Annotated in this window: 19 protein-coding genes; 9 read left to right on the forward strand and 10 right to left on the reverse strand. The window is 64.4% G+C overall.

Annotated features, from left to right (window positions below; genetic code table 11):
- The first annotated feature begins 196 nt into the window (after positions 1 to 196).
- The 5 genes from HUI96_RS22535 to HUI96_RS22555 all read left to right on the forward strand — a co-directional run bounded on the left by HUI96_RS22535 (position 197) and on the right by HUI96_RS22555 (position 3,703).
- Positions 197 to 1,483: an SDR family oxidoreductase gene (locus tag HUI96_RS22535; RefSeq protein ID WP_188256952.1), complete on the forward strand. Its 1,287-nt coding sequence runs from the start codon at positions 197 to 199 to the stop codon at positions 1,481 to 1,483.
- Positions 1,483 to 1,953 carry a DUF2269 family protein gene (locus tag HUI96_RS22540; protein ID WP_188256953.1) on the forward strand — a complete coding sequence of 157 codons (471 nt, stop codon included), beginning with the start codon at positions 1,483 to 1,485 and terminating at the stop codon, positions 1,951 to 1,953. The genes HUI96_RS22535 and HUI96_RS22540 overlap by 1 nt, the downstream gene beginning before the upstream one ends.
- A gap of 509 nt (positions 1,954 to 2,462) precedes the next feature.
- A complete protein-coding gene (locus tag HUI96_RS22545) occupies positions 2,463 to 2,651 on the forward strand; it encodes a hypothetical protein (protein WP_188256954.1) in 189 nt (62 codons plus the stop codon).
- Between the two features lie 266 nt (positions 2,652 to 2,917).
- A complete protein-coding gene (locus tag HUI96_RS22550) occupies positions 2,918 to 3,412 on the forward strand; it encodes a ferritin-like domain-containing protein (protein ID WP_188256955.1) in 495 nt (164 codons plus the stop codon).
- Between the two features lie 51 nt (positions 3,413 to 3,463).
- The gene (locus HUI96_RS22555; protein WP_188256956.1) at positions 3,464 to 3,703 is read left to right on the forward strand and encodes a hypothetical protein; all 240 of its coding nucleotides are present in this window, start codon (positions 3,464 to 3,466) and stop codon (positions 3,701 to 3,703) included.
- 49 nt (positions 3,704 to 3,752) lie between these two features.
- On the opposite strand, the gene alaS is transcribed toward HUI96_RS22555, so the two are convergent.
- From alaS to HUI96_RS22605, 10 genes are all read right to left on the reverse strand, one after another.
- Entirely contained in the window at positions 3,753 to 6,416 is a 2,664-nt protein-coding gene (gene alaS / locus HUI96_RS22560; RefSeq protein WP_188257019.1) for an alanine--tRNA ligase, read from the reverse strand.
- Between the two features lie 297 nt (positions 6,417 to 6,713).
- Positions 6,714 to 7,796, reverse strand: coding sequence for a recombinase RecA (recA, locus tag HUI96_RS22565; protein ID WP_188256957.1), 1,083 nt, complete (start codon positions 7,794 to 7,796; stop codon positions 6,714 to 6,716).
- A gap of 107 nt (positions 7,797 to 7,903) precedes the next feature.
- Positions 7,904 to 8,455: a hypothetical protein gene (locus HUI96_RS22570; RefSeq protein WP_188256958.1), complete on the reverse strand. Its 552-nt coding sequence runs from the start codon at positions 8,453 to 8,455 to the stop codon at positions 7,904 to 7,906.
- 127 nt (positions 8,456 to 8,582) lie between these two features.
- A complete protein-coding gene (gene glyA, locus HUI96_RS22575) occupies positions 8,583 to 9,887 on the reverse strand; it encodes a serine hydroxymethyltransferase (RefSeq protein ID WP_188256959.1) in 1,305 nt (434 codons plus the stop codon).
- Between the two features lie 139 nt (positions 9,888 to 10,026).
- Positions 10,027 to 12,348 (reverse strand): PBP1A family penicillin-binding protein, encoded by a 2,322-nt coding sequence (locus HUI96_RS22580; protein WP_425299273.1) that lies wholly within the window; start codon positions 12,346 to 12,348, stop codon positions 10,027 to 10,029.
- 185 nt (positions 12,349 to 12,533) lie between these two features.
- Positions 12,534 to 13,787 (reverse strand): L,D-transpeptidase family protein, encoded by a 1,254-nt coding sequence (locus tag HUI96_RS22585; protein ID WP_188257020.1) that lies wholly within the window; start codon positions 13,785 to 13,787, stop codon positions 12,534 to 12,536.
- 305 nt (positions 13,788 to 14,092) lie between these two features.
- Entirely contained in the window at positions 14,093 to 14,608 is a 516-nt protein-coding gene (gene ldtR / locus HUI96_RS22590; RefSeq protein WP_425299275.1) for a transcriptional regulator LdtR, read from the reverse strand.
- Between the two features lie 165 nt (positions 14,609 to 14,773).
- Positions 14,774 to 15,199 carry a DUF6163 family protein gene (locus HUI96_RS22595; RefSeq protein WP_188256961.1) on the reverse strand — a complete coding sequence of 142 codons (426 nt, stop codon included), beginning with the start codon at positions 15,197 to 15,199 and terminating at the stop codon, positions 14,774 to 14,776.
- Positions 15,196 to 16,242 (reverse strand): enoyl-CoA hydratase/isomerase family protein, encoded by a 1,047-nt coding sequence (locus HUI96_RS22600; protein ID WP_188256962.1) that lies wholly within the window; start codon positions 16,240 to 16,242, stop codon positions 15,196 to 15,198. Before HUI96_RS22600 ends, HUI96_RS22595 begins: the two co-directional genes overlap by 4 nt.
- Positions 16,243 to 16,372: 130 nt before the next feature.
- Positions 16,373 to 17,365, reverse strand: coding sequence for an FUSC family protein (locus HUI96_RS22605; protein ID WP_188256963.1), 993 nt, complete (start codon positions 17,363 to 17,365; stop codon positions 16,373 to 16,375).
- 250 nt (positions 17,366 to 17,615) lie between these two features.
- On the opposite strand from HUI96_RS22605, the gene HUI96_RS22610 reads away from it, so the two are divergent.
- The 4 genes from HUI96_RS22610 to HUI96_RS22625 all read left to right on the forward strand — a co-directional run bounded on the left by HUI96_RS22610 (position 17,616) and on the right by HUI96_RS22625 (position 20,522).
- The gene (locus tag HUI96_RS22610) at positions 17,616 to 18,440 is read left to right on the forward strand and encodes a DUF2066 domain-containing protein (protein ID WP_188256964.1); all 825 of its coding nucleotides are present in this window, start codon (positions 17,616 to 17,618) and stop codon (positions 18,438 to 18,440) included.
- A gap of 75 nt (positions 18,441 to 18,515) precedes the next feature.
- On the forward strand, positions 18,516 to 19,541 hold the full coding sequence (gene hemB, locus HUI96_RS22615) for a porphobilinogen synthase (protein WP_188256965.1): 1,026 nt from the start codon (positions 18,516 to 18,518) through the stop codon (positions 19,539 to 19,541).
- Positions 19,542 to 19,545: 4 nt separating this feature from the next.
- Positions 19,546 to 19,923, forward strand: a complete 378-nt coding sequence (locus tag HUI96_RS22620) for a DUF423 domain-containing protein (RefSeq protein WP_337918587.1) — start codon at positions 19,546 to 19,548, stop codon at positions 19,921 to 19,923.
- 89 nt (positions 19,924 to 20,012) lie between these two features.
- Positions 20,013 to 20,522 (forward strand): DUF4142 domain-containing protein, encoded by a 510-nt coding sequence (locus HUI96_RS22625; protein WP_188256966.1) that lies wholly within the window; start codon positions 20,013 to 20,015, stop codon positions 20,520 to 20,522.
- The last annotated feature ends 18 nt before the right edge of the window (positions 20,523 to 20,540 follow it).

The raw sequence follows: 20,540 nt of genomic DNA on the forward strand, positions 1-20,540 counted from the left end.
ATCGTGAGCCGCCAAGGAACAAAGCTTCCCACTTACGGTTGGACGAGGCGCTCAAGATGGAGACGATGGTGCCACCTGAGATTTCGTCCGGAATGGACGCGAGATCTGCGACCACAGCCGCGCGGCAGGAGTATTCACCTCAGAAGCTGCCTGCAGAACGAGACAAGATGGGCAGCGTTCGACCCGCAGGCGCGGCATGAAAGTCCTGGTTGCGGGGGCGACGGGCCTGATCGGGTCTTCGATCTGCGCCAGGTTGGCCTCCGAGGGCCATCAGGTGATCGGCGTCTCGCGTGGCAGACCGAAGTCAGCCTTGGCCCCGACCGAATTCGTCCCGCTCGACATAGCCCGTGCCGTCGAGCCGGAGGACTGGCTACCCCATCTGAGAGGCGTCGATGTCGTGGTGAACTGCGCGGGCGTGTTGCAGGACAGCGCGCGTGAGAAGACCCGGGAAATCCACCGGGATGCTGCGCTGGCCCTGTTCATGGCTTGCGAGCGCGCCGACGTGCGCCGGGTCATCCATTTCTCCGCGATCGGTGTCGACCGCGCGCAGCCCTCGTCCTTCTCCACGACGAAGCTCGAAGGCGACGAAGCGCTGATGGCCCGGGATCTCGACTGGGTGATCCTGCGTCCGTCGGTCGTGCTGGGCCGGCCGGTCTATGGCGCCAGCGCGCTCGTCCGCGGGCTCGCGGCTTTGCCGATCCTGCCTTCCATGCCCGGCACCGGCCGACTGCAGGTCGTCCAACTCGACGATATCGTCTCCACCGTCAGCTTCTTCCTGGATGCGGACGCGCCCTCAGGCGTCGCCATCGAACTGGCCGGGCCGGAAACCATGACCATGGACGAGGTGGCAGGCGTCTATCGCAAGTGGATGGGTTGGCGGCCGGCGAAGCTGTTGCGCCTCCCCGACTGGGCGGCTTCGATGCTTTACCGGCTGGGCGACTTCGCCAGCCTGTTCGGTTGGCGCCCGCCCATGCGCACCAATGCCGCGAAGGAGATCACGCGCGGAGCCGTCGGCGATCCTTCCCGGTGGACGGCGCTCACGGGTATCCGCCCCCGCAGCCTCGCAGCCGCATTGGCGGCGCAGCCGGCGACCGTGCAGGACAAGTGGTTTGCAAAACTCTACTTCGTCAAGCCGGTGATGTTCGTGATCCTTCCCATCTTCTGGATCGGAACGGGCGTCGTTTCGCTCACCATCGGTTGGGGCACGGGCGTGGGTCTGATGCAAAGCACCGGGGCCGGCGTGCTGTCGGGGCCGGCGGTGGTCGCGGGCGCGCTGGCGGACATGGTGGCGGGCGCGCTGATCGCCTGGCGCCCGACGGCGCGACTCGGGCTCCATGCCGCCATTCTGATCTCGCTCTTCTACCTCATCACCGGGTCGATCCTTCGCCCGGACCTCTGGTACGAGCCGCTTGGACCCCTCCTGAAAATATTCCCCATTCTGGCCTGCCATTTTGCCGCGCTGGCGATCCTGGACGAACGCTGATGCTCTACTTCTTCCTCAAATACCTGCACCTGATCGGAGCATCCGTTCTTCTCGGAACTGGCGCGGGCATTGCCTTCTTCATGCTGATCGCGCACCTCACGGGCAAGGCCGAGACGATCGCGGCCGTCGCCCGCATCGTCGTCATCGCCGACTTCGTCTTCACCGCGACCGCCGTCGTCGCGCAGCCCGTCACCGGCGTCGCCCTGGCCTGGTCGGCGGGCTATTCGCTTTGGGAAGGCTGGATCGTGCTGTCGATCGTGCTCTATCTCGTCACCGGCGCGTTTTGGCTGCCGGTGGTCTGGATGCAGATGGAGATGCGCAATCTGGCCAAAGCCGCCGCGGCGATGGGGGTGGCACCGCCGGCGCGATATCACCGCCTGTTCTGGCTCTGGTTCGCCTTCGGCTTTCCGGCCTTTGCCGCGGTGCTCGGCATATTCTGGCTGATGATCACCCGGCCGGTGCTCTGGTAGACTGCCCAATGACAGCGCGTCGGCAAGCGGGAACCTGCAGCCGATGCGCTGCGCTTCACGCTGAGCCAATCCGCCCCTAGGGCAAACCGCCCGTGACTGGATTGTTCTCGCTATCGTTGGCGCCGCCAGAGCCAGTCATAGGCGAAACGCCGGATCCGGAGGTCCGGGATGTGTTCCCGCTGCCGGACTGCGAGCCGGAGCTATCGGCGGCCGATTGCCGTGCCAGTTCGCGCTCGACGGTCTCACGCGATCCTTCCGCAGGCTCGGAGGTTTGGGGCGTCCGGGGAGCCGACGACCTGCCCGTCTTCGCTGCCCGGCTAGCACGTCCGTTTCCAGCAGCGGATGCGCCACGAGTCGCTCTGCCCGCCCGCTTCAACTCGCGCTTGATGACGCCGCGGGACCCTTCGGCCGGTTCCTGGCTATGGGCGCCGCGCCCTCGCGTCCTCGACACCCCGCCTTTCGACATTCCTTTGGCCGCAGTTGCGGTAGCGACAGGAGAGGCGCTGCCCATGAAGTCCTCCGCGACCGAACTCGATGCGGTCCGCTTGGCCGAGGCACGCGGGCGGAGTTTCTGGGCGGCGGCGCTGGTCTCTTCCGCGCTGGTCCTTGCTTCGGTACCTGATGAGGCGCTCCCACGGTCGAAGGACATCCGACCCGCGGCCGTCTGCCCGCGAAGAAACCTGCTGCCCGCCCTGTAGGCTGCGTAGCCCACAACTGCACCCGCCAAAAGTAGCCTGAACATCGTAACCTCTCGTTGATTGGTTTGTCGGTGAGCCAGTAGGCGCGACATGCGGCCAGCACTGGCTTTGAAGAAGCTCTTCCACTTCCAGTTCAACCCGGTAGTCCAACCAAGGTTCCGGCGTCAGGCAATACTCGCCCGGCAGGTAGAAGCTCGGAACCTGATGCGTAGCGGCGAGTTAAGCGCCGGTACCCCACGCCGATTTCACTCTGAGGAGATGCGACAATGGCCGAGAAGAAACTCGAAGACCTTTTCCACGAGACCCTCAAGGACATCTATTACGCCGAGCGCAAGATCCTGAAGGGGCTGCAGAAGATGGCACGCGGCGCACAGGACGAGAAGCTGAAAGCCGCGTTCGAGAAGCATCGCGACGAGACCGAGACGCAGATGGAGCGCCTGCAGCAGGTTTTCGAGATCCTGGGCAAGCGGGCCCAGGGCAAGACCTGCCCGGCCATCGACGGTATCCTCGAGGAAGGCGAGGAGATCCTCGAGGAGTTCAAGAAGAGCCCCGCCCTCGACGCCGGCTTGGTGTCGGCCGCGCAGGCGGTGGAGCATTACGAGATCGCGCGCTACGGCACGCTGAAGCGCTGGGCCGAGGAACTCGGCATGCGGGACGCCGTGAAGCTGCTCGACCAGACGCTCTCGGAAGAGAAGCGGACGGACGAGGATCTGACCAAGCTCGCCGACGCGGCTGCGAACCAAAAAGCCAAGGCGGCCTGAGCTTCAACGTGGCCGTCGACCCCGGCCCGGCGGCCACGTACCGGAGGAAAAATGTCTCTTCCAGACGACGAAAACCACCGCGAGACGGGTGGCCGTATTCCCATCGCCAGACCGAGCGAGGCTGACCGCGACAAGGCCGGCCTCGAAAGGGCAAAACATCGCTCGTCCGGGCTTAGGCAGTCGGCCGAGGAGACGATGGAAAAGACGCGGCAGTCCGATTCCGCGGATCAGGCGACCCTCGGTCCCGATGGGGAGGACCTGCCGGAAGCCGGACGACGCAGAAGCGGCTAGTTGGGCCGACAGAGCGCGGACGAGGCCGCGCCCTGCGAACAGCTACAGCCTATGCTGCCTGCATGGCAGCTTTCACAGCCGCGATCGCCTCTGCCGAACGAGACGCATCCGTGCCGCCGGCCTGGGCCATGTCCGGCCGGCCGCCCCCACCCTGCCCGCCGAGCGCGGACGAGGCGACCCGCACGAGATCGACGGCGCTGAAGCGGCCGGTCAGGTCTTCGGTGACGCCGACCACGACGCTCGCCTTGCCGTCCTCACCCGCACCGACGAAGACGACCACGCCCGAGCCCAGCGACTTCTTGCCGGCGTCGGCCAGCGGCTTCAGGTCCTTCGGCGAGACCCCCGTGACCGACTTGCCAAGGAAGCCGACGCCTGCGACCGATTCCTTCTCGCCGCCGGCATCGCCGCCGCTACCGCCGAGTGCCAGTTTCTTGCGCGCATCGGTGAGTTCGCGCTCGAGCTTGCGGCGTTCGTCCACCAGCGCCTCGACGCGCGCAACCGCGTCGACAGGCGACACCTTGAGCAAGCCGGCGATGGTCTTCAGGCGTCGCTCCTGCTCGTCGAGATGGCGCCGCGCCGCCTCGCCGGTCAGAGCCTCGATGCGGCGAACACCGGCCGCAACAGCGCCCTCCGAGACCAGCCGCACCAGGCCGATATCGCCCGTGGCCCTCACATGCGTGCCGCCGCACAACTCGGCCGAATAGGGTTTTCCGACCTTATCGCCATGAAGCGCGGTGCCCATCGAGACCACGCGCACTTCATCACCATACTTCTCGCCGAACAGGGCCATCGCACCCTCCGCGATCGCGTCGTCGACGCTCATCAGCCGCGTCGACACCGGCGCGTTCTGCAAGACGATCTCGTTGGCGTAGTCCTCGATGGTTTCGAGTTCTCCGGCCGAGATGGGCTTCGGATGTGAGAAGTCGAAACGCAGCCGGTCCGGCGCAACCAGAGAACCCTTCTGCGCGACATGGGTGCCCAGCACTTCGCGCAGCGCCTCATGGATCAGGTGGGTGGCCGAGTGGTTCGCGCGAACGGCGGTCCGGCGGGCGTGATCCACCTTCAACTCGACCGCCGCGCCGACCCGCACGGTGCCCTCGGCGACCTTGCCGAAATGAACGAACAGGCCCTCGCCCTTCTTCTGGGTGTCGGTGACCTCGAAGCGGAATCCTTCGCCGGAGATCGTGCCCGTGTCGCCGACCTGGCCACCCGACTCGCCGTAGAACGGGGTCTGGTTGACGACGAGGCCGACGGTCTCGCCGGCCGATGCCGCGTCAACCGACGCACCATCCCTTACCAACGCCTGGACGACGCCTTCGGCCTGTTCGGTGTCGTAGCCCAGGAACTCGGTCGCGCCGGTCTTTTCGCGCACCGCGAACCAGACCGCCTCGGTCGCCGCCTCGCCGGAGCCCGCCCAGTTGGCGCGTGCCTCCGCCTTTTGACGGGCCATCGCCGCATTGAACCCGTCGAGGTCCACGGCGATGTTGCGCTGCCTGAGCGCATCCTGGGTGAGGTCGAGCGGGAAGCCGTAGGTGTCGTAGAGCTTGAAGGCCGTCTCGCCATCGAGACGATCGCCACTCGAAAGGGACTCGCTCGCCTCCGCCAGGAGCCCGAGGCCGCGCGCAAGCGTCTTGCGGAAGCGCGTCTCCTCCAGCCGCAGAGTCTCCGTGATCAGCGCCTCGCCGCGGACGAGTTCGGGATAGGCCTGGCCCATCTCGCGCACCAGCGCCGGCACCAGCCGCCACATCAGCGGCTCGGCCGCTCCGAGCAGTTGGGCATGGCGCATGGCGCGGCGCATGATGCGGCGAAGAACGTAGCCGCGCCCCTCGTTCGAGGGCAGCACGCCGTCGGCGATCAGGAAGCTCGACGCGCGCAGGTGATCCGCGATCACACGGTGGCTCGCGCGGTTCTTGCCCTCGGCCCTTGTCGATGTCGCCTCTTCGGAAGCGCGGATCAGCGCCCTGAATAGGTCGATGTCGTAGTTGTCGTGGACGCCCTGGAGGACGGCGGCGATGCGCTCAAGGCCCATGCCGGTGTCGATGGACGGACGCGGCAGTTCGATGCGCTCGTCCTTCGTGAACTGCTCGTACTGCATGAAGACGAGGTTCCAGATCTCGATGAAGCGGTCGCCGTCCTCGTCGGGGCTGCCCGGAGGCCCGCCCGGGATCTCCTCGCCGTGATCGTAGAAGATCTCCGAGCACGGGCCGCAAGGGCCGGTGTCGCCCATGGCCCAGAAATTATCGCTGGTCGGAATGCGGATGATCTTCTGGTCCGGCAGGCCAGCGATCTTCTTCCAATAATCCGCGGCCTCGTCGTCGGTATGATAGACCGTCACCAGCAGCCGGTCGGGCCCGAGCCCGAACTCCTTGGCAATCAGGTTCCAGGCAAGCTCGATCGCGCGCTCCTTGAAATAATCGCCGAAGGAGAAATTCCCCAGCATCTCGAAAAAGGTGTGATGGCGGGCGGTATAGCCGACATTGTCGAGATCGTTGTGCTTGCCGCCGGCGCGCACGCATTTCTGCGCAGTCGCCGCGCGCGAATAGTTGCGCTTCTCCAGTCCCGTGAAGACGTTCTTGAACTGCACCATTCCGGCGTTCGTGAACATCAGGGTCGGGTCGTTGCGGGGCACGAGCGGGCTCGATGGCACGACCTCGTGACCGTTCTTCCTGAAATAGTCGAGGAAGGTCGACCGTATCTCGTTGACGCCGCTCATCTCGTAGCCTTCGGTAGGGAAGCCGTGCCCGGGGAAAATGGAGAGCCGCCTTTTAGCGGCCGTCATTCCACCTGTCCACAAGACGGACCGGTGGCCGGGCCGGCGAACTCAAGTAACGCCATATTTCGCCCCTCTCCGCCCCGCTTCGCTCGGCACCTATCCCACGTCCGACGGGAGGAGAGGACGTGACGGCCGCTAGCTTGGCGCTACGGCTTTGCTACAACCCGGGGCCAAATGCATAAACGAAACCGCCGGCACATGGCCGGCGGCGAATAATTTTTTGAAGCTTTCGAAGCCTTACATTTCCGCGGCGTCGTCGAAGCCGCCTTCCGATCCGTTCTCCAGCAGGCGCTCGGCGATCAGCCCGGCGTTCTGGCGAAGCGCCATCTCGATCTCGCGCGCCGTGTCTGGATTGTCGCGGAGGAACATCTTTGCGTTCTCCCGACCCTGCCCCAGACGCTGCGAATTGTAGGAGAACCAGGCGCCGGATTTCTCGACCACCCCAGCCTTGACGCCCAGGTCGATCAACTCGCCGGTCTTGGAGACGCCCTCGCCATACATGATGTCGAACTCGACCTGTTTGAACGGCGGCGCCAGCTTGTTCTTCACCACCTTCACGCGGGTCTGGTTGCCCACCACCTCGTCGCGGTCTTTCACCGAGCCGATGCGGCGGATATCGAGGCGCACGGATGCGTAGAACTTCAGCGCGTTGCCGCCGGTGGTGGTCTCGGGCGAGCCGAACATCACGCCGATCTTCATACGGATCTGGTTGATGAAGATGACCATGGTGTTGGAGCGGGAGATGGTCGCGGTCAGCTTGCGCAGCGCCTGGCTCATCAGCCGCGCCTGCGCGCCGGGCAGGGAGTCGCCCATCTCGCCCTCGATCTCCGCGCGCGGCACCAGTGCCGCCACCGAGTCGACCACCAGGACGTCGATGGCTCCGGAGCGTACCAGCGTGTCGCAGATCTCCAAAGCCTGTTCACCGGTATCGGGCTGCGAGATCAGCAGGTTCTCGAGATCGACGCCGAGCTTGCGGGCATAAACGGGATCGAGCGCGTGCTCGGCATCGACGAAGGCACAGATGCCGCCCTTCTTCTGCGCCTCCGCAACAGTGTGCAGCGCCAGCGTGGTCTTGCCCGAACTTTCCGGACCGTAGATCTCGATGATGCGGCCGCGCGGCAAGCCGCCGACGCCAAGCGCGATGTCCAGGCTGAGCGAGCCGGTGGAGACCGTCCCGATCTCCACGACTTGCTCGTTCTGGCCGAGCCGCATGATCGAGCCTTTGCCGAACGCCCGCTCGATCTGGGATAGCGCAGCATCCAGGGCCTTTGATTTGTCCACCGATCTGTCCTCAACAAGCCGCAATGTGTTCTGCGCCATGATACATATCCCTTGAGCGTCTATGAAGGCCGGCGTTTTCGATATCCCTGGCACTTTGTACTCTTTTTGTTCTTACCTGACAAGAGGGGCTCTACGCCTGTTCTCATTTAGGAATTCGGCTTCCGTTCTCTTTGCGTTCCCGGCGTTCCGACCGGAACCGAAACGCCGCAGGCCTTGGCGAGATCGGCTATCGCGTCATCAAGGCCAGCTACATCGAACACGGCCTGTCCCTCGCCGGAGAAGAGACCGAATCGCCACGAGAGATCGAATCGTCGCGCTCGCGCAAGCCGCGCCAGCGCCTGCTCGCCGTCCATGTTGAGCGAGCGATTGTAATCACCCAGCGTCCAGACGTCCTCAAAAGGGACGCCGTTGTCGTAGCGCATGGTCACCGGAATGCCGCCCTGCCCGGAAATCGCACGCCTGATCAGAATGGACGCACGCCACACGGGGTAGCGCGAGGCCTTGCAGGAGATCACCAGGGCCGCGCGATACTCGATCGTCCGGGCTGTCGTGGATAGCGTGTTGATGCTGTAGGTCGTGGCGGTGGCCGCCCCCTCGCCCCGGCCGATCTTCCATCGGTCGGCGGCCAGCGCGGCAGTCGCACCCAGCAGTTGGATGGCGGCGCAGACGACCGCCATCACCGCTCCGGCGAACCGCATAACTGAGTTCCGCACTTCCCGCCCCATGCACTGCCGCAGTCAGTTTCCCCGGCATTGGCATCAGAAGCAAGAGGCGGGGTTTGACGCCGGGCTGCCACAGCGGCGTCAAACCCCGGTCGGGCGCGGATCACATATATGGATAGAGCGGGAAACGTTCGGTCAGCGCCATCACTTTCTTCTTCACGGCAGCCTCGACGGCGGCGTTGCCCTCGTCGGAATTCGCCACCTTCAGTCCGTCCAGAACCTCGGTGATCAGATTGCCGATCTCCTGGAACTCGGCGGTGCCGAAGCCGCGGGTGGTGCCGGCCGGCGTGCCCAGCCTGACGCCGGAGGTCACGAACGGCTTTTCCGGATCGAAGGGGATGCCGTTCTTGTTGCAGGTGATGTTGGCGCGACCGAGTGCCGCTTCCGCGCGCTTGCCGGTCGCGTTCTTCGGCCTCAGGTCGACCAGCATGAGGTGGTTGTCTGTGCCGCCCGAGACGATGTCGAGGCCGGACGACTTCAGGCTCTGTGCGAGCGTGCGGGCATTCGCCACGACGTTCTCTGCATAGGTCTTGAACTCCGGCCGCAACGCCTCGCCGAAGGCGACCGCCTTGGCGGCGATGACGTGCATCAGAGGTCCGCCCTGCAGACCGGGGAAGACGGCCGAGTTGATCTTCTTGGCGATGTCCTCGTCATTGCAGAGGATCATGCCACCGCGAGGGCCGCGCAGCGATTTATGCGTCGTGGTGGTAACCACATGGGCGTGCGGCAGCGGCGAGGGATGCACGCCGCCCGCCACGAGGCCGGCGATGTGCGCCATGTCGACCATAAGATAGGCGCCGACCGCGTCGGCGATCTCGCGGAACCGCTTCCAGTCCCAGATGCGCGAATAGGCGGTGCCGCCGGCAAGGATGAGCTTTGGCTTCGCCTCGTGCGCCTTGCGCTCCACCTCGTCCATGTCGAGCAGTTGGTCGTCGCGGCGCACGCCATAAGAGACGACGTTGAACCACTTGCCGCTCATGTTGACCGGCGAGCCGTGGGTCAGGTGGCCGCCCGAATTGAGGTCGAGCCCCATGAAGGTGTCGCCGGGCTGCAGCAGCGCCAGGAACACGGCCTGGTTCATCTGGCTGCCGGAATTCGGCTGGACGTTGGCGAAGTTGCAGCCGAATAGCTTCTTGGCCCGGTCGATCGCCAGTTGCTCGGCGACGTCGACGAACTGGCAGCCGCCATAATAGCGCTTGCCCGGATAGCCTTCGGCATATTTGTTGGTCATCACCGAGCCCTGTGCATCGAGCACGGCGCGGGACACGATGTTCTCCGATGCGATCAGTTCGATCTCGTGCCGCTGACGGCCAAGCTCGTCGCGTATGGAGTCAAAAACCTCGGGATCGGTGTCGGCCAGAGTGGCCGAGAAGAAGGAATCCGTTCCGCGGGCGGCAGCATCTGCCATGTCGACCCCCTGATATGCCTGTTCTGGTGGCTAGAGTTGGGTGCGGGCTCTAACACACTCGTCCGGGCGCCGCCATGCGACACGCGAAGTTTGGTGGCCGCTCTGCGTCACATGCTTGGCAGGAGGCCGAGGCGGCAGCTTAGCGCTCGCAGATCCGCCGCGGGCCGCGATAAGGCTGGTAGGTGCAGTCGGAGGGCCGGAATGAGCGGTAAAAGCGCGAGCAGACCTCGTAGTTGCAGGCCGGTACTGACTGCTGGCCGTCCAGGCCGGGAAAGCCCTCCATGTCCGTCGCCGTGCTTGAGACCACTTCGTCCGATACGTTCGGGTCGGACTCCTCGTGGGACGGCAGGAGTTCCTCCTCCTGCTGGGGCAAGACCTCCAGAGTGTTTTCGGGCGCGACATCGGTCGCATCCAGTACGGAACGCGCCTCCAGCAGGAACTCGCGCCAGATATGTGCGGGCAGCTTCCCACCGGTGACTTCCTTCATCGGCGTCTCGTCGTCATTACCCACCCAGACGCCCACCACGAGACAATCGTTGAAGCCGACGAACCAGGCATCACGGAAATTCTGACTGGTGCCCGTCTTGCCCGCAGCGAATTCATCGAGTTGAGCCTCGCGGCCCGTGCCGCGCTCGACAACGAGCTCAAGGAGGCTGACCAGATCCGGCTGGTAGGCGCGGATATCGGTGCGCGGCGCCTCAGGCGGCCCGACCCGAAACGCCTGCGGCTGACCATCGGCATGGAAGGAGGCGATACCCCAGGGCTGCACCGGCGCAGCCCCCGCCCGCACCGAAGCGTAGGCGCCGGTTAGGTCGAGAAGGGTCACTTCGGACGTGCCAAGCGCAAGGCTAGGCGTCTCGACCAGCTTCGCGTCGATGCCGAGTTCGCGTGCGGCCGCGACGGTCTTATCGATGCCGATCTCCGTCGCGAGACCTACGGTCGCGGCATTCAACGAGCGGGCGAAGGCCTCGGCCACGCGCACCCGACCGAAATAGCGCCCGCTGTAATTTTCGGGCGACCAGCCGTTGATCTCGATCGGCTCGTCGTTGACCCAATCCCACGGAGAGATACCCGCCTTGATGGCGGCGTAGTACGGGAAAAGCTTGAACGCAGAGCCCGGCTGCCTTTGCGCGTTCACCGCACGGTTGAACTGGCTGGCCTGGTAGTCCCTTCCCCCGACCAGGGCCACGACCGAGCCGTCCGGTCGCATCGCAATGAGCGCCGCCTGGGAGGCGTTGCTGCGCTTGCCTTCGCGATCGAGCGCCTGCTTCACGACGTGCTCGGCGATCTCCTGGAGCCGAGGCATGAGCGTGGTCCTCACCCGGATCGTGCCGCTATATGGGGCGGCCAGGTCATTGGCCTGCGGCGTAACCCAATCCAGGAACCAGTTGCCCGGCTGGGCGATGCGGCCGACGGGCTCGAGGGTCGCCAGACGCGCCTTGGCATCCTTTGCGGCAGCCTCGTCCAACTTGCCGCTTTCGCCGAGAGCATCAAGCACGAGATCGGTGCGAGCGCGCGCCGCATCGAGATTGGTCAGTGGGTTGAGCTGCGACGGCGCGCGAATGAGAGCCGCCAGCATCGCCGATTCGACGACGTCCACATCACGTAGGTCCTTGCCGAAATAGACCCGTGCGGCAGCCGGCATTCCGGTCGCCCCCGCTCCCAGATAGACGGAGTTGAGATAGCGGGTAAGAATTTCGTCCTTGGGCAGCCTGCGGTCCAGCCACAGCGCGACGACCGCCTCCTGGATCTTGCGTTTGAGGGTACGGCCGCTGTCGAGATAGAGGATCTTGACCAACTGCTGCGTGATCGTGCTGCCGCCCTGCTCGACGCCTCCGGCGGCCATATTGCGGAAGGCCGCGCGGGTGATGGCGCGGAAGTCCAGGCCTTCGTGTTCGTAAAAACGCCTGTCCTCCGCTGCGATGACCGCATCAACGAGGTGCTGCGGAAAGTCGTCGCGCGAGGCATAGGCCGCCCGCGGCGAGCGCGGGTCCATGAGAGGCTGGCCGTCCGCGGTCTCGAGCACGACAACGGGCTGCAGCGTGCCGTCGGCGATCTTCTGCCAGGGCACGTCGGCCAGAGCCCAAGCCATCACGCCGCCTATGCCGGCTAAGCAGAGAAGGACCACGGCAGCCGCCGCTCCCAAGAAAGCGCGCCTTCTGCTGCGTCGACGGATGGGAGGCGGAACAACTCCTCCATTCATAGGGGCGCCTCTCCGGGTGCTCTCGGAGCGCTCAGCCAGACGTGCGTTGACGGGTCCGGCTTTTCGGACGTTCCTGGCGCGCCGATTTTTAAAGCGAGCGGCGAGCCGCCCGGCGGATCGCGAAACGTCTCGCCGAAGCGCCTGGAAAAGCAGCGCGGCCGCCGACGCGGTCTGGCCGAACGCTCTGGATTCGCCTTCCTCGGGCCGCGCGTGATCGCTTGGCGATGGCTTCGGTGCTACGCCCTCAGTGTCGGCCATAGCCGCGTCCCACCTTCACTCGTCCATGTTCGGTTGATCAACCGGGTCCTGAGCACGCCGACCCCATTGGCGTTCAACTCGGATGGCGCGCGGCGGTTCCCGCAGGGCGGTCAGAGAAGATGGTGGGCCAAAGAAAAAGGCCGCCCCGGCGGGACGGCCTCTCTACGCTTCGTAGTCTTGGGGAGCTATAGGGCCGACGTGAGTTGCAGTTCGTCGACGCCGTCGCGCGCATAGATGTCGTCGCGGAAGTGAACGACCCCCTCGCCGGTCGACCAGGCGGAGACGTAGGTGAAATACACCGGCACCGGATCGGTGACGGCAACCGGTGTGTTGACGCCGGACTTGATGGTCTGCTCGAATGTCTGGCGATCCCAGCCGGGCGTGTCGCGCAAGATCCAGGTGACCAGGTCCCGGACGTTCTGCACGCGCACGCAGCCCGAAGAATCGAACCGCATCAGTTTGTTGAACAGCCCCTGCTGAGGCGTGTCGTGCATGTAGACGTTTTCCGGGCTCGGGAAGTTGATCTTCACCGAGGCCATGGCGTTGATCGCGCCGGGATCCTGCCTGAAGCGGAACTTTGCGGCGTCCTCCGTCGACCAGTCGATGCTCTGCGGGTCGATCTCGCTGCCGTTCGGTCCGAAGATGCGGATACTATTGTCCTTGAGGTAGTTCGGGTTCTTGCGCATTAGCGGAATGATGTCCTTGCGGACGATCGATACCGGCGCTGTCCAGTACGGATTAACGATGATCTCGTTGATTTTCGAATTGAGGAGCGGCGTCTGCCGGTCGATCTTGCCGACGATGGCGGTGTGCCTGGAGACGACACGGTCGTTCTCGACCGCCTCGATCTGCGCCGCGGGGATGTTCACCACCACATAGCGGTTGCCGAGGAACCCGGACATGGAGCGCAGCCGCACGAGATTGGTCTCGAGCTGGCCGAGGCGCACCGGCGCGGATACGTTCATCATCTGGTAGGTGTACTGGCCCAGGACGCCGTCCGCCGGGAGTCCATGACGCGCCTGGAAGCGCTTTACGGCGGCATCCACATAAGTGTCGAAGGCCGGCGAGATGCCCGCATTCGGCGACAGATCGCCCGATACCATCAGCCGCTTGCGCAGCACCTCCACATCGCCATCGGCGACGCCCAGCTTCAGCTTCTTGCCGGCGGGAACCATCGGCCAGCCCCCGGCCGAGACGATGCCCTGATACTGACCGATAGCGGCCTCGACGTAAGTCGCGGTCATTGGACTGAAGATCGGCACGTGCGAAGCCACCTTGGCTGCGCCGGTGACCTTGGCGTCGAACTGATCGTCCCAATTGCCGCGACGCGAAGAGCGAAGGACGTCGCCGATGAAGTCCTGGGCGTGAGCGTGGCCTGCTGCGAAGCTCGCTGCGACGGCAGCGGCTCCGGATAGAAATGAACGGCGGCTGGCGGTGATTGGCATCCAGTCTGCTTCCTACTTTTCAAACTCGGACATCGTGTCCGGATTCTAGATTGGCCACCCTTAACAATTGACCAACCATGACGCACGACCACGCCCCTGCCGCGGACAGCTTCCGCAGCAGGACAATGCAGGACGTGCATCGAAGAAGCTTCCGAATGTTCACTCGATTATGGCGGCAGCGTGACCGCGAGCAGCCGGTCCACAGCATGCCACCAGGTGTTGCATTTTAGCATCGGCCGGTCATCCCGGACCGGCACCAACCTTCCGCAGGCTCTCGGCCCGGCCGTGCTCGCGTCGGTTTACATCCGGTACGCGATCGTGTCGTTCCAGAAGCGGTCGAGCCGCTGCAGCGCCTTGTTCATCTGCTTGAACTCGTCGGCGTTGATGCCGCCGACCTGCTCGATCGAGCCGACATGGCGTTCGTAGAGCCCAGCAACGACCTCCGCTACCTCCTGGCCTTTCGGCGTCAGGCTCACCCGCACCGAGCGCCGGTCGATACGCGAGCGCTGATGGTTGATGAAGCCGAGGTCGACCAACTTCTTCAGATTGTAGGAGACGTTGGAGCCCAGATAGTAGCCGCGGGAGCGCAACTCGCCGGCGGTGAGCTCGGAATTGCCGATGTTGAAGAGCAGCAGCGCCTGGATGGCGTTGATGTCGTTGCGGCCGTTGCGCTCGAATTCATCCTTGATGACATCGAGCAAACGCCGGTGTAGTCTCTCGACCAGTTGAAGTGATTCCAAGTAGAGCGGGCGGATCGCCTCACGACGTTCATCGGGTGCAGCCACGGCCTTCGCCGCCTGACGCAGGTTGTTCATCATTTTCGCCTCTCGTTTGTCGCCAGGTGATGTTTTTTGTCTTCTCACCTTGTCCCGGACGTTATCGAATGCGGCTAAAATTCGACTTAAACGTCGCGCTTAACAAGAGGTTAAAAGCAGAGGTTTCGGAACAGCGTTAACAAGAGGTTAACGGCGCAAACTTTTTTAACCTTCGGGCTGCGCGCGCTGCTGCATGGCAAGGACGACGCGAAACGCGAGGTAGAGCAGCGCCGCGAAGGCGTGCGAGGCCACGATCAGGTAGTGGGAGCCGAAGAAGCCGTCGAAGGCGAAAAACATCACTGTCTCGGTGGCGGCGCATATGAACCAGATCACTGGCCCCCACGAAGCCAGCATCCACAGGCCAGCCGCTGCGAACGGAAAAAAGACGGCGAGTGTCATGGTCGCCACCTGCCAGTGCGGCGGCATCAGGTCGAGGCGCCATAGCGGCGCGTCGTAGTAGCCGATCAGCCGCACCCAGTAGAATAGCCCCAGCAGCATGCAGTAGACGGCGATGATGCGCTGAAACCAGCCGAACAGGACCTCGACGGCACTCGGACTGAACAGCTGGCGCCCGGCTGGGATGTCGCTCATACCTCCAGGTCTCCGCCGGGAAGCGGGGCGAAGTAGGCGTCGACGGCAGGCTCCGACAGTTCCGCTAGCGAGGGCGGCCGCCATTTGGGCGCGCCGTCCTTGTCGATGATCACCGCCCTTATGCCTTCCGGGAAGTCGTGACCTGCCAGCATTCGGTTCAGGATGCGAAATTCCATGCGCATGCAATCGTCCATTTCCAGCATCGCGCCCGTGTTGATCTCCCGGAACGCAACGGCGACGCTCGTCGGCGAGGCCTTTTCGATAGCGGCAAGGGCGCTATCGGCGATAGCCTCCCCTTCGTCGCGGGCCTGCCGAAGTCCCAGCAGGAGATCGTCCAGCCGGTCGCGCGAGAACAGCCGCGCTATGGCGAAGAGCGTGCCTTCATCGGTCTCGCAGTCAGGTCTGCTGGCGAAAGGCCTTAGCACCCGGTCGGGCGATGTGCCCTTGCATAACCCTTCCAAAATTTCGTCCAGGCTCGCCGAGGACACGACGTGTGTGGCGATCCCGGCGCGGCACGCGTCGCCGGCGCGGATACGCGTGCCGGTCAGCCCCAGATACATTCCGAAGCTGCGCTTCAGGCGCGACAGCAGGAAGCTTGCGCCGACATCGGGGAAGAAGCCGATGCCCACCTCCGGCATGGCGAACAGCGCCTTTTCGGTCATGACCCGGTGCGAGCCGTGGCAGGAGACACCGACCCCTCCCCCCATGACGATGCCGTCGATGAGCGAGACGCAAGGCTTCGGGAAGCGCGCAAGAGCCGCGTTCAACCGGTATTCGTCAGCAAAGAAGTCCAGAGGCGGATTGCCTGTCCGCATTCCGTCATAGGCATGCGCCAGATCCCCGCCGGCACAGAACGCCCTGCCCTCGGCCTTCATGACGACCAGCGCGACCGCCTTGTCCTGCTCCCAGGCCGCCAAGGCTTTTGCGAGCGCCCGGATCATCCCGTGCGTGAGCGCATTGAGAGCCTTTGACCGGGTGAGCGTAACGACGCCCGCCACGCCGCGACGCTCGAAGCGGATCTCGTCTCCTCCGCCGAACTCCATCGCGTCCGAATCCTCTCGCTGCGCCCGAAACACCAAGTGCTAGATGACGCCGGCCGGGCACGTCAACAATGGTGCCGCGCAAGTGCCGGGAGTTTGAAATCCGGGCCTCATTGCTGCACCTTGCGGTCGATCATTCGTCGCGCATCTGCAGGACGCCGATGCGACGGAACAGGGCCGCAAGCAGAAACGCAGAGACGACGAGCGCCACACCGCCCTGCAAATGAGCATCGAAGCCATGAGCTGCGGTTCCGGCCTCTGCCGCCAGAAGGAAGCACATGTTTGCGTCCAGCCCCAGCAATGCGCTGCGGGGATGGCTGCGCAACGCAGCACCGGCCGCCATGAAGGGCATGGCAAGGATCAGCGCCAGGCCGGCCAGGTCGGGCAGCATCATGTCCACGCCACGATAGGCAAGCGCTGCCAGCACGCCGATTGCGGCACCGGGCGGCATGTAGGTCAGTATCGGTTCCGGGTTGCGGCTCGAACCGATGATCAGGCTGAAGATGCACAGCGAGAGTGCCGCCGCCACGCCTGCAGGTCCTCCGACGAGCAGCGCGAGCACCCCGCCAACCAGAGCCGTCGTGCCGGCGATCATCCCGTGCAGGACGACCAAACGCATGGCAGGCGGATGACGGGGTAGTGGCGGCCCGCCTCGGTGCGGCGTGAACGGGAAGGTGATTGCTGTGACCGCCACAACGCCGATCAGCGTGCACCCGATGCGGTCCAGCGCAAGGGCGACCGCATCGACCGTACTGTTCATCGCCGGGACCAGCACCACCGCGACCGTGATCGCCGCAAGCAGGACACCGTAGCTGTAGACCGTGCCGATCCAATAGGTCGCGGCGGTTCCGATCCCGATCGCAAGCGCAAGTACAAGGATGCGCGTGCTGGTGTCGGGCAGCAGCTTCAGCGCCGACCAGCCAAGGGCAGCGCCAAGAACTGTGCCTGCTACACGAAGCACGGCACGAACCAGGAGATCCTCCCGATAGGGCTGTACCACGACCCAGACCGGCATCGCTGCCCAAAAAGGATTGTGCAATCCCAGTTGGACCGCCACAACCAGCGAGATCGCCGCAGCAGAGAAAAGCTGCAAGGCCCGCAGTGTCCAGGGTGAGACAGGGTTCATCGCGCGGTCATCGATTTCATGGCGAGGCCCGCTTCGATCCTATTGCTGCAGATGCTTTTCGAACGCAATCGCACGTCGTCCATACAGGTTTCTTTGTCGGCGTCGGCCCAAAGCGCGCGGGAGAACCAGCCTGGTTCAGTTGAAACGCGGTCGGCGACCATGAAGCGGCCGGAATTGGGCGTTCCTTGATCCTGTCTCTTTGCCCGAATCGTGCGAACCTGTGATCGATCCCCCTGCGAGCACCTGATACATGGCCAACCTGCTAAAACACATGATGGTACTCCTGATCGGCCTCCTGGGCGTCGGGGCAGGCCAGGCGCAGACACTCAATCTCACCGAACTCTACACCACCAAGGCGATCGTGACAGGCACTGGAGAAGTCAACAGGAAGCCGGGGCTCGAGGAGTGCTTTCGCAAGGTTCTCGTCAAGGTCTCCGGCGACCAGACCGTGCTCACGGATGAGAGACTTGCCTCTCTCCTGCCGAAAGCCGGCTCGGCGATAAGCGAGTTCCGCTACCGCGATCGGCTGGAGGGCAGGCCGATCCACGACGAGCAGGGCACGTACGACCGGCCGCACGATCTTACCTGCGTCTTCGACCGCGAGCGGGTGGATTCCCTGCTCGAAAGTCTTGATCGCAAGCCATGGCTCGAGGAGCGGCCGCACCTAATCGTGTTCCTTTCCGTGAAGCAGGCGGGCAAGGCCTTCGTGCTGGCCCGGAATGGCGCGGATGGGCCCTACATGCGCCAGTCGCTAGCACAGGCGGCAGACACCCTGGCACTTCCGGTCGAGTTGCCGGACAGCGCGACGCTATCCTCCGCCGCCCTCAACGCGGCCACCCTGCCCAAGGTCGAGATGGGGGACCTAGACACGATCGCCGCGCGATACGACGGCGCCAAGGCGCTCGCCGGCAGTCTCGTCTGGAGCGACCGGGAGCATGGCTGGATCGCTGACTGGCGGCTGGACCGCGGCGACAAGATTTATGAATGGCAGGTGCGCGGCGTCGGATTCGACGAAGCCTTCCGCAATGCGGTGGCAGGGAGCCTGCAGGTTCTTTCGGGGAACGGCCAGCCCTGATCTGTAAGGCCCTCTGCCGCATTGTGCTTCATGCCGGACGTGATAGAGCAACACGCATCGGCCGGAGGAAAGATCATGGACAAGCAGACGACCCCGCTTAGCGGCCGCAGCGTCGATGAGATCACGCAAGGGCGGCGCCTGCGCCGGATGCGCAAGGCCGATTGGTCGAGGCGGCTCGTCCAGGAAAACCGGCTGACTGTCGACGACCTGATCTGGCCCATCTTCATCATCGATGGCGAGAACCGTCGCGAAGCCATTCCGGCCATGCCCGGCGTGTTCCGACTCTCGGTCGACATCGCGGTCAAGGAAGCAGAACGGGCGGCGAAGCTCGGCATCCCGGCGCTCGCGACCTTCCCCAATGTGGACATGGCGCTGCGCGACCAGAGCGGATCGGAGATCCTCAATCCCGCCAATCTGATCAACCGGGCGACCCAGGCCATCAAGGCCGCTGTGCCGGAGATCGGCGTCATCACCGACGTCGCGCTCGACCCATTCACCAGCCATGGCCACGACGGCATCCTGCGCGAGTGCATCATCGTCAATGACGAGACGGTCGCCCAGGTCGCGGCAGCGGCGGTGCTGCAGGCGGCCGCCGGCTCCGACATCATTGCGCCTTCCGACATGATGGACGGCCGCATCGGCGCCATCCGCGAGGCGCTCGACGCCAACGGCTTCCAGCATGTTGCCATCATGTCCTACGCGACCAAGTTTGCCTCGGCCTTCTACGGCCCCTACCGCGAGGCGATCGGCACGCAGGGGCTGCTGAAGGGTGACAAGAAGACCTACTACATCGACCACGCCAATTCGGACGAGGCGGTGCGCGAGGCGGAGCAGGACGTGCTGGAAGGCGCGGACATGCTGATGGTGAAGCCCGGCCTGCCCTACCTCGACATCATCCGGCGGCTGAAGGACGAGTTCTCGCTGCCCACCTTCGCCTATCAGGTGTCGGGCGAGTACGCGATGATCAGGGCTGCGGCCGCCAATGGTTGGCTCGACGGCGAGAAGGCGATGCTGGAATCGCTCATCGCCTTCAAGCGCGCCGGCTGCGACGGCATCCTGACCTATTTTGCGCCCGAGGTGGCGGAAATGCTGAAGGGCTGAGACCGTGCCGGGCTCCTTGTCGCTGGCCGAACGCATCCTGATTGCAACTGGCGGGCTGGCCGGCGCGGCCGGAGTAGCGCTGTCGGCCGCAGCGGCGCATGCCGGCGGAGCCTTCACCGGCACGGTCGCCACCATGCTTCTCGTCCATGCGCCCGCGCTGCTGGCGATCGGGCTTCTCGGGGGCGCATTCGGAGGCAAGCTCCTGCGGCTCGGCGCCTATTGCCTTCTTATCGGCCTCCTCCTCTTCACTGGCGATTTGCTGGCGCGCGATTATGGCGGCCAAGCCCTGTTCTCCATGGCTGCGCCCACCGGCGGAACCCTGATGATTCTGGGCTGGCTCATCGTCGCGGCGGCAGCTTTCATGCCGGCGCGCACCCGCTGACGGAGCACTTGCCGGCCCGCTTCGCAGGCGGAACAAACCCATCCATGCAGGGTTGGGGTGGTTCAACACGGCTTCGAAGGGAGGCCCAGATGAGACCCGCATCCATACCTCATACCTTCGTGACTGCAGCGGCGGCTCTCGCACTCACTGCCGCCGGGCTCAGCCCTGCCTTCGCCGAAAGCGGCAAAAAGTTCATCCAGCATGCCGTCCAGGGCGACAACGCAGAAATCGATATGGGACGCCTCGCCACCCAGAAATCCGGCAATCAGCAGGTTAAGGATTTCGGGAACATGCTGCTCAACGACCACACCACCGCCAAGAACCAAGCGACCGACGTGGGCCGCCAGATCGGGGTGAAACCGTCCGACGGGATGCCGCGGGCGGCACGGCGCGAGGAGCACAAGCTGCAGGGAATGTCAGGCGCCGCCTTCGACAAGGAATTCGTCAACTACATGATCAAGGATCACCAGAAGGCCATTTCCGAATTCCAGCGTCAGGCAAAGGCGAGAGACAAGGCCACTGCCGATCTGGCCAAGCAGCAGCTACCCACGCTGCAGAAGCATCTCGAGATGGCGCAGTCGCTGAAATCGAAAATGTGAAGCGAAGGTGCTCGCCGG

Source organism: Pseudaminobacter soli (ex Zhang et al. 2022), from assembly GCF_014595955.1.
GTDB classification, from domain to species: Bacteria; Pseudomonadota; Alphaproteobacteria; order Rhizobiales; family Rhizobiaceae; genus Kumtagia; species Kumtagia pseudosoli.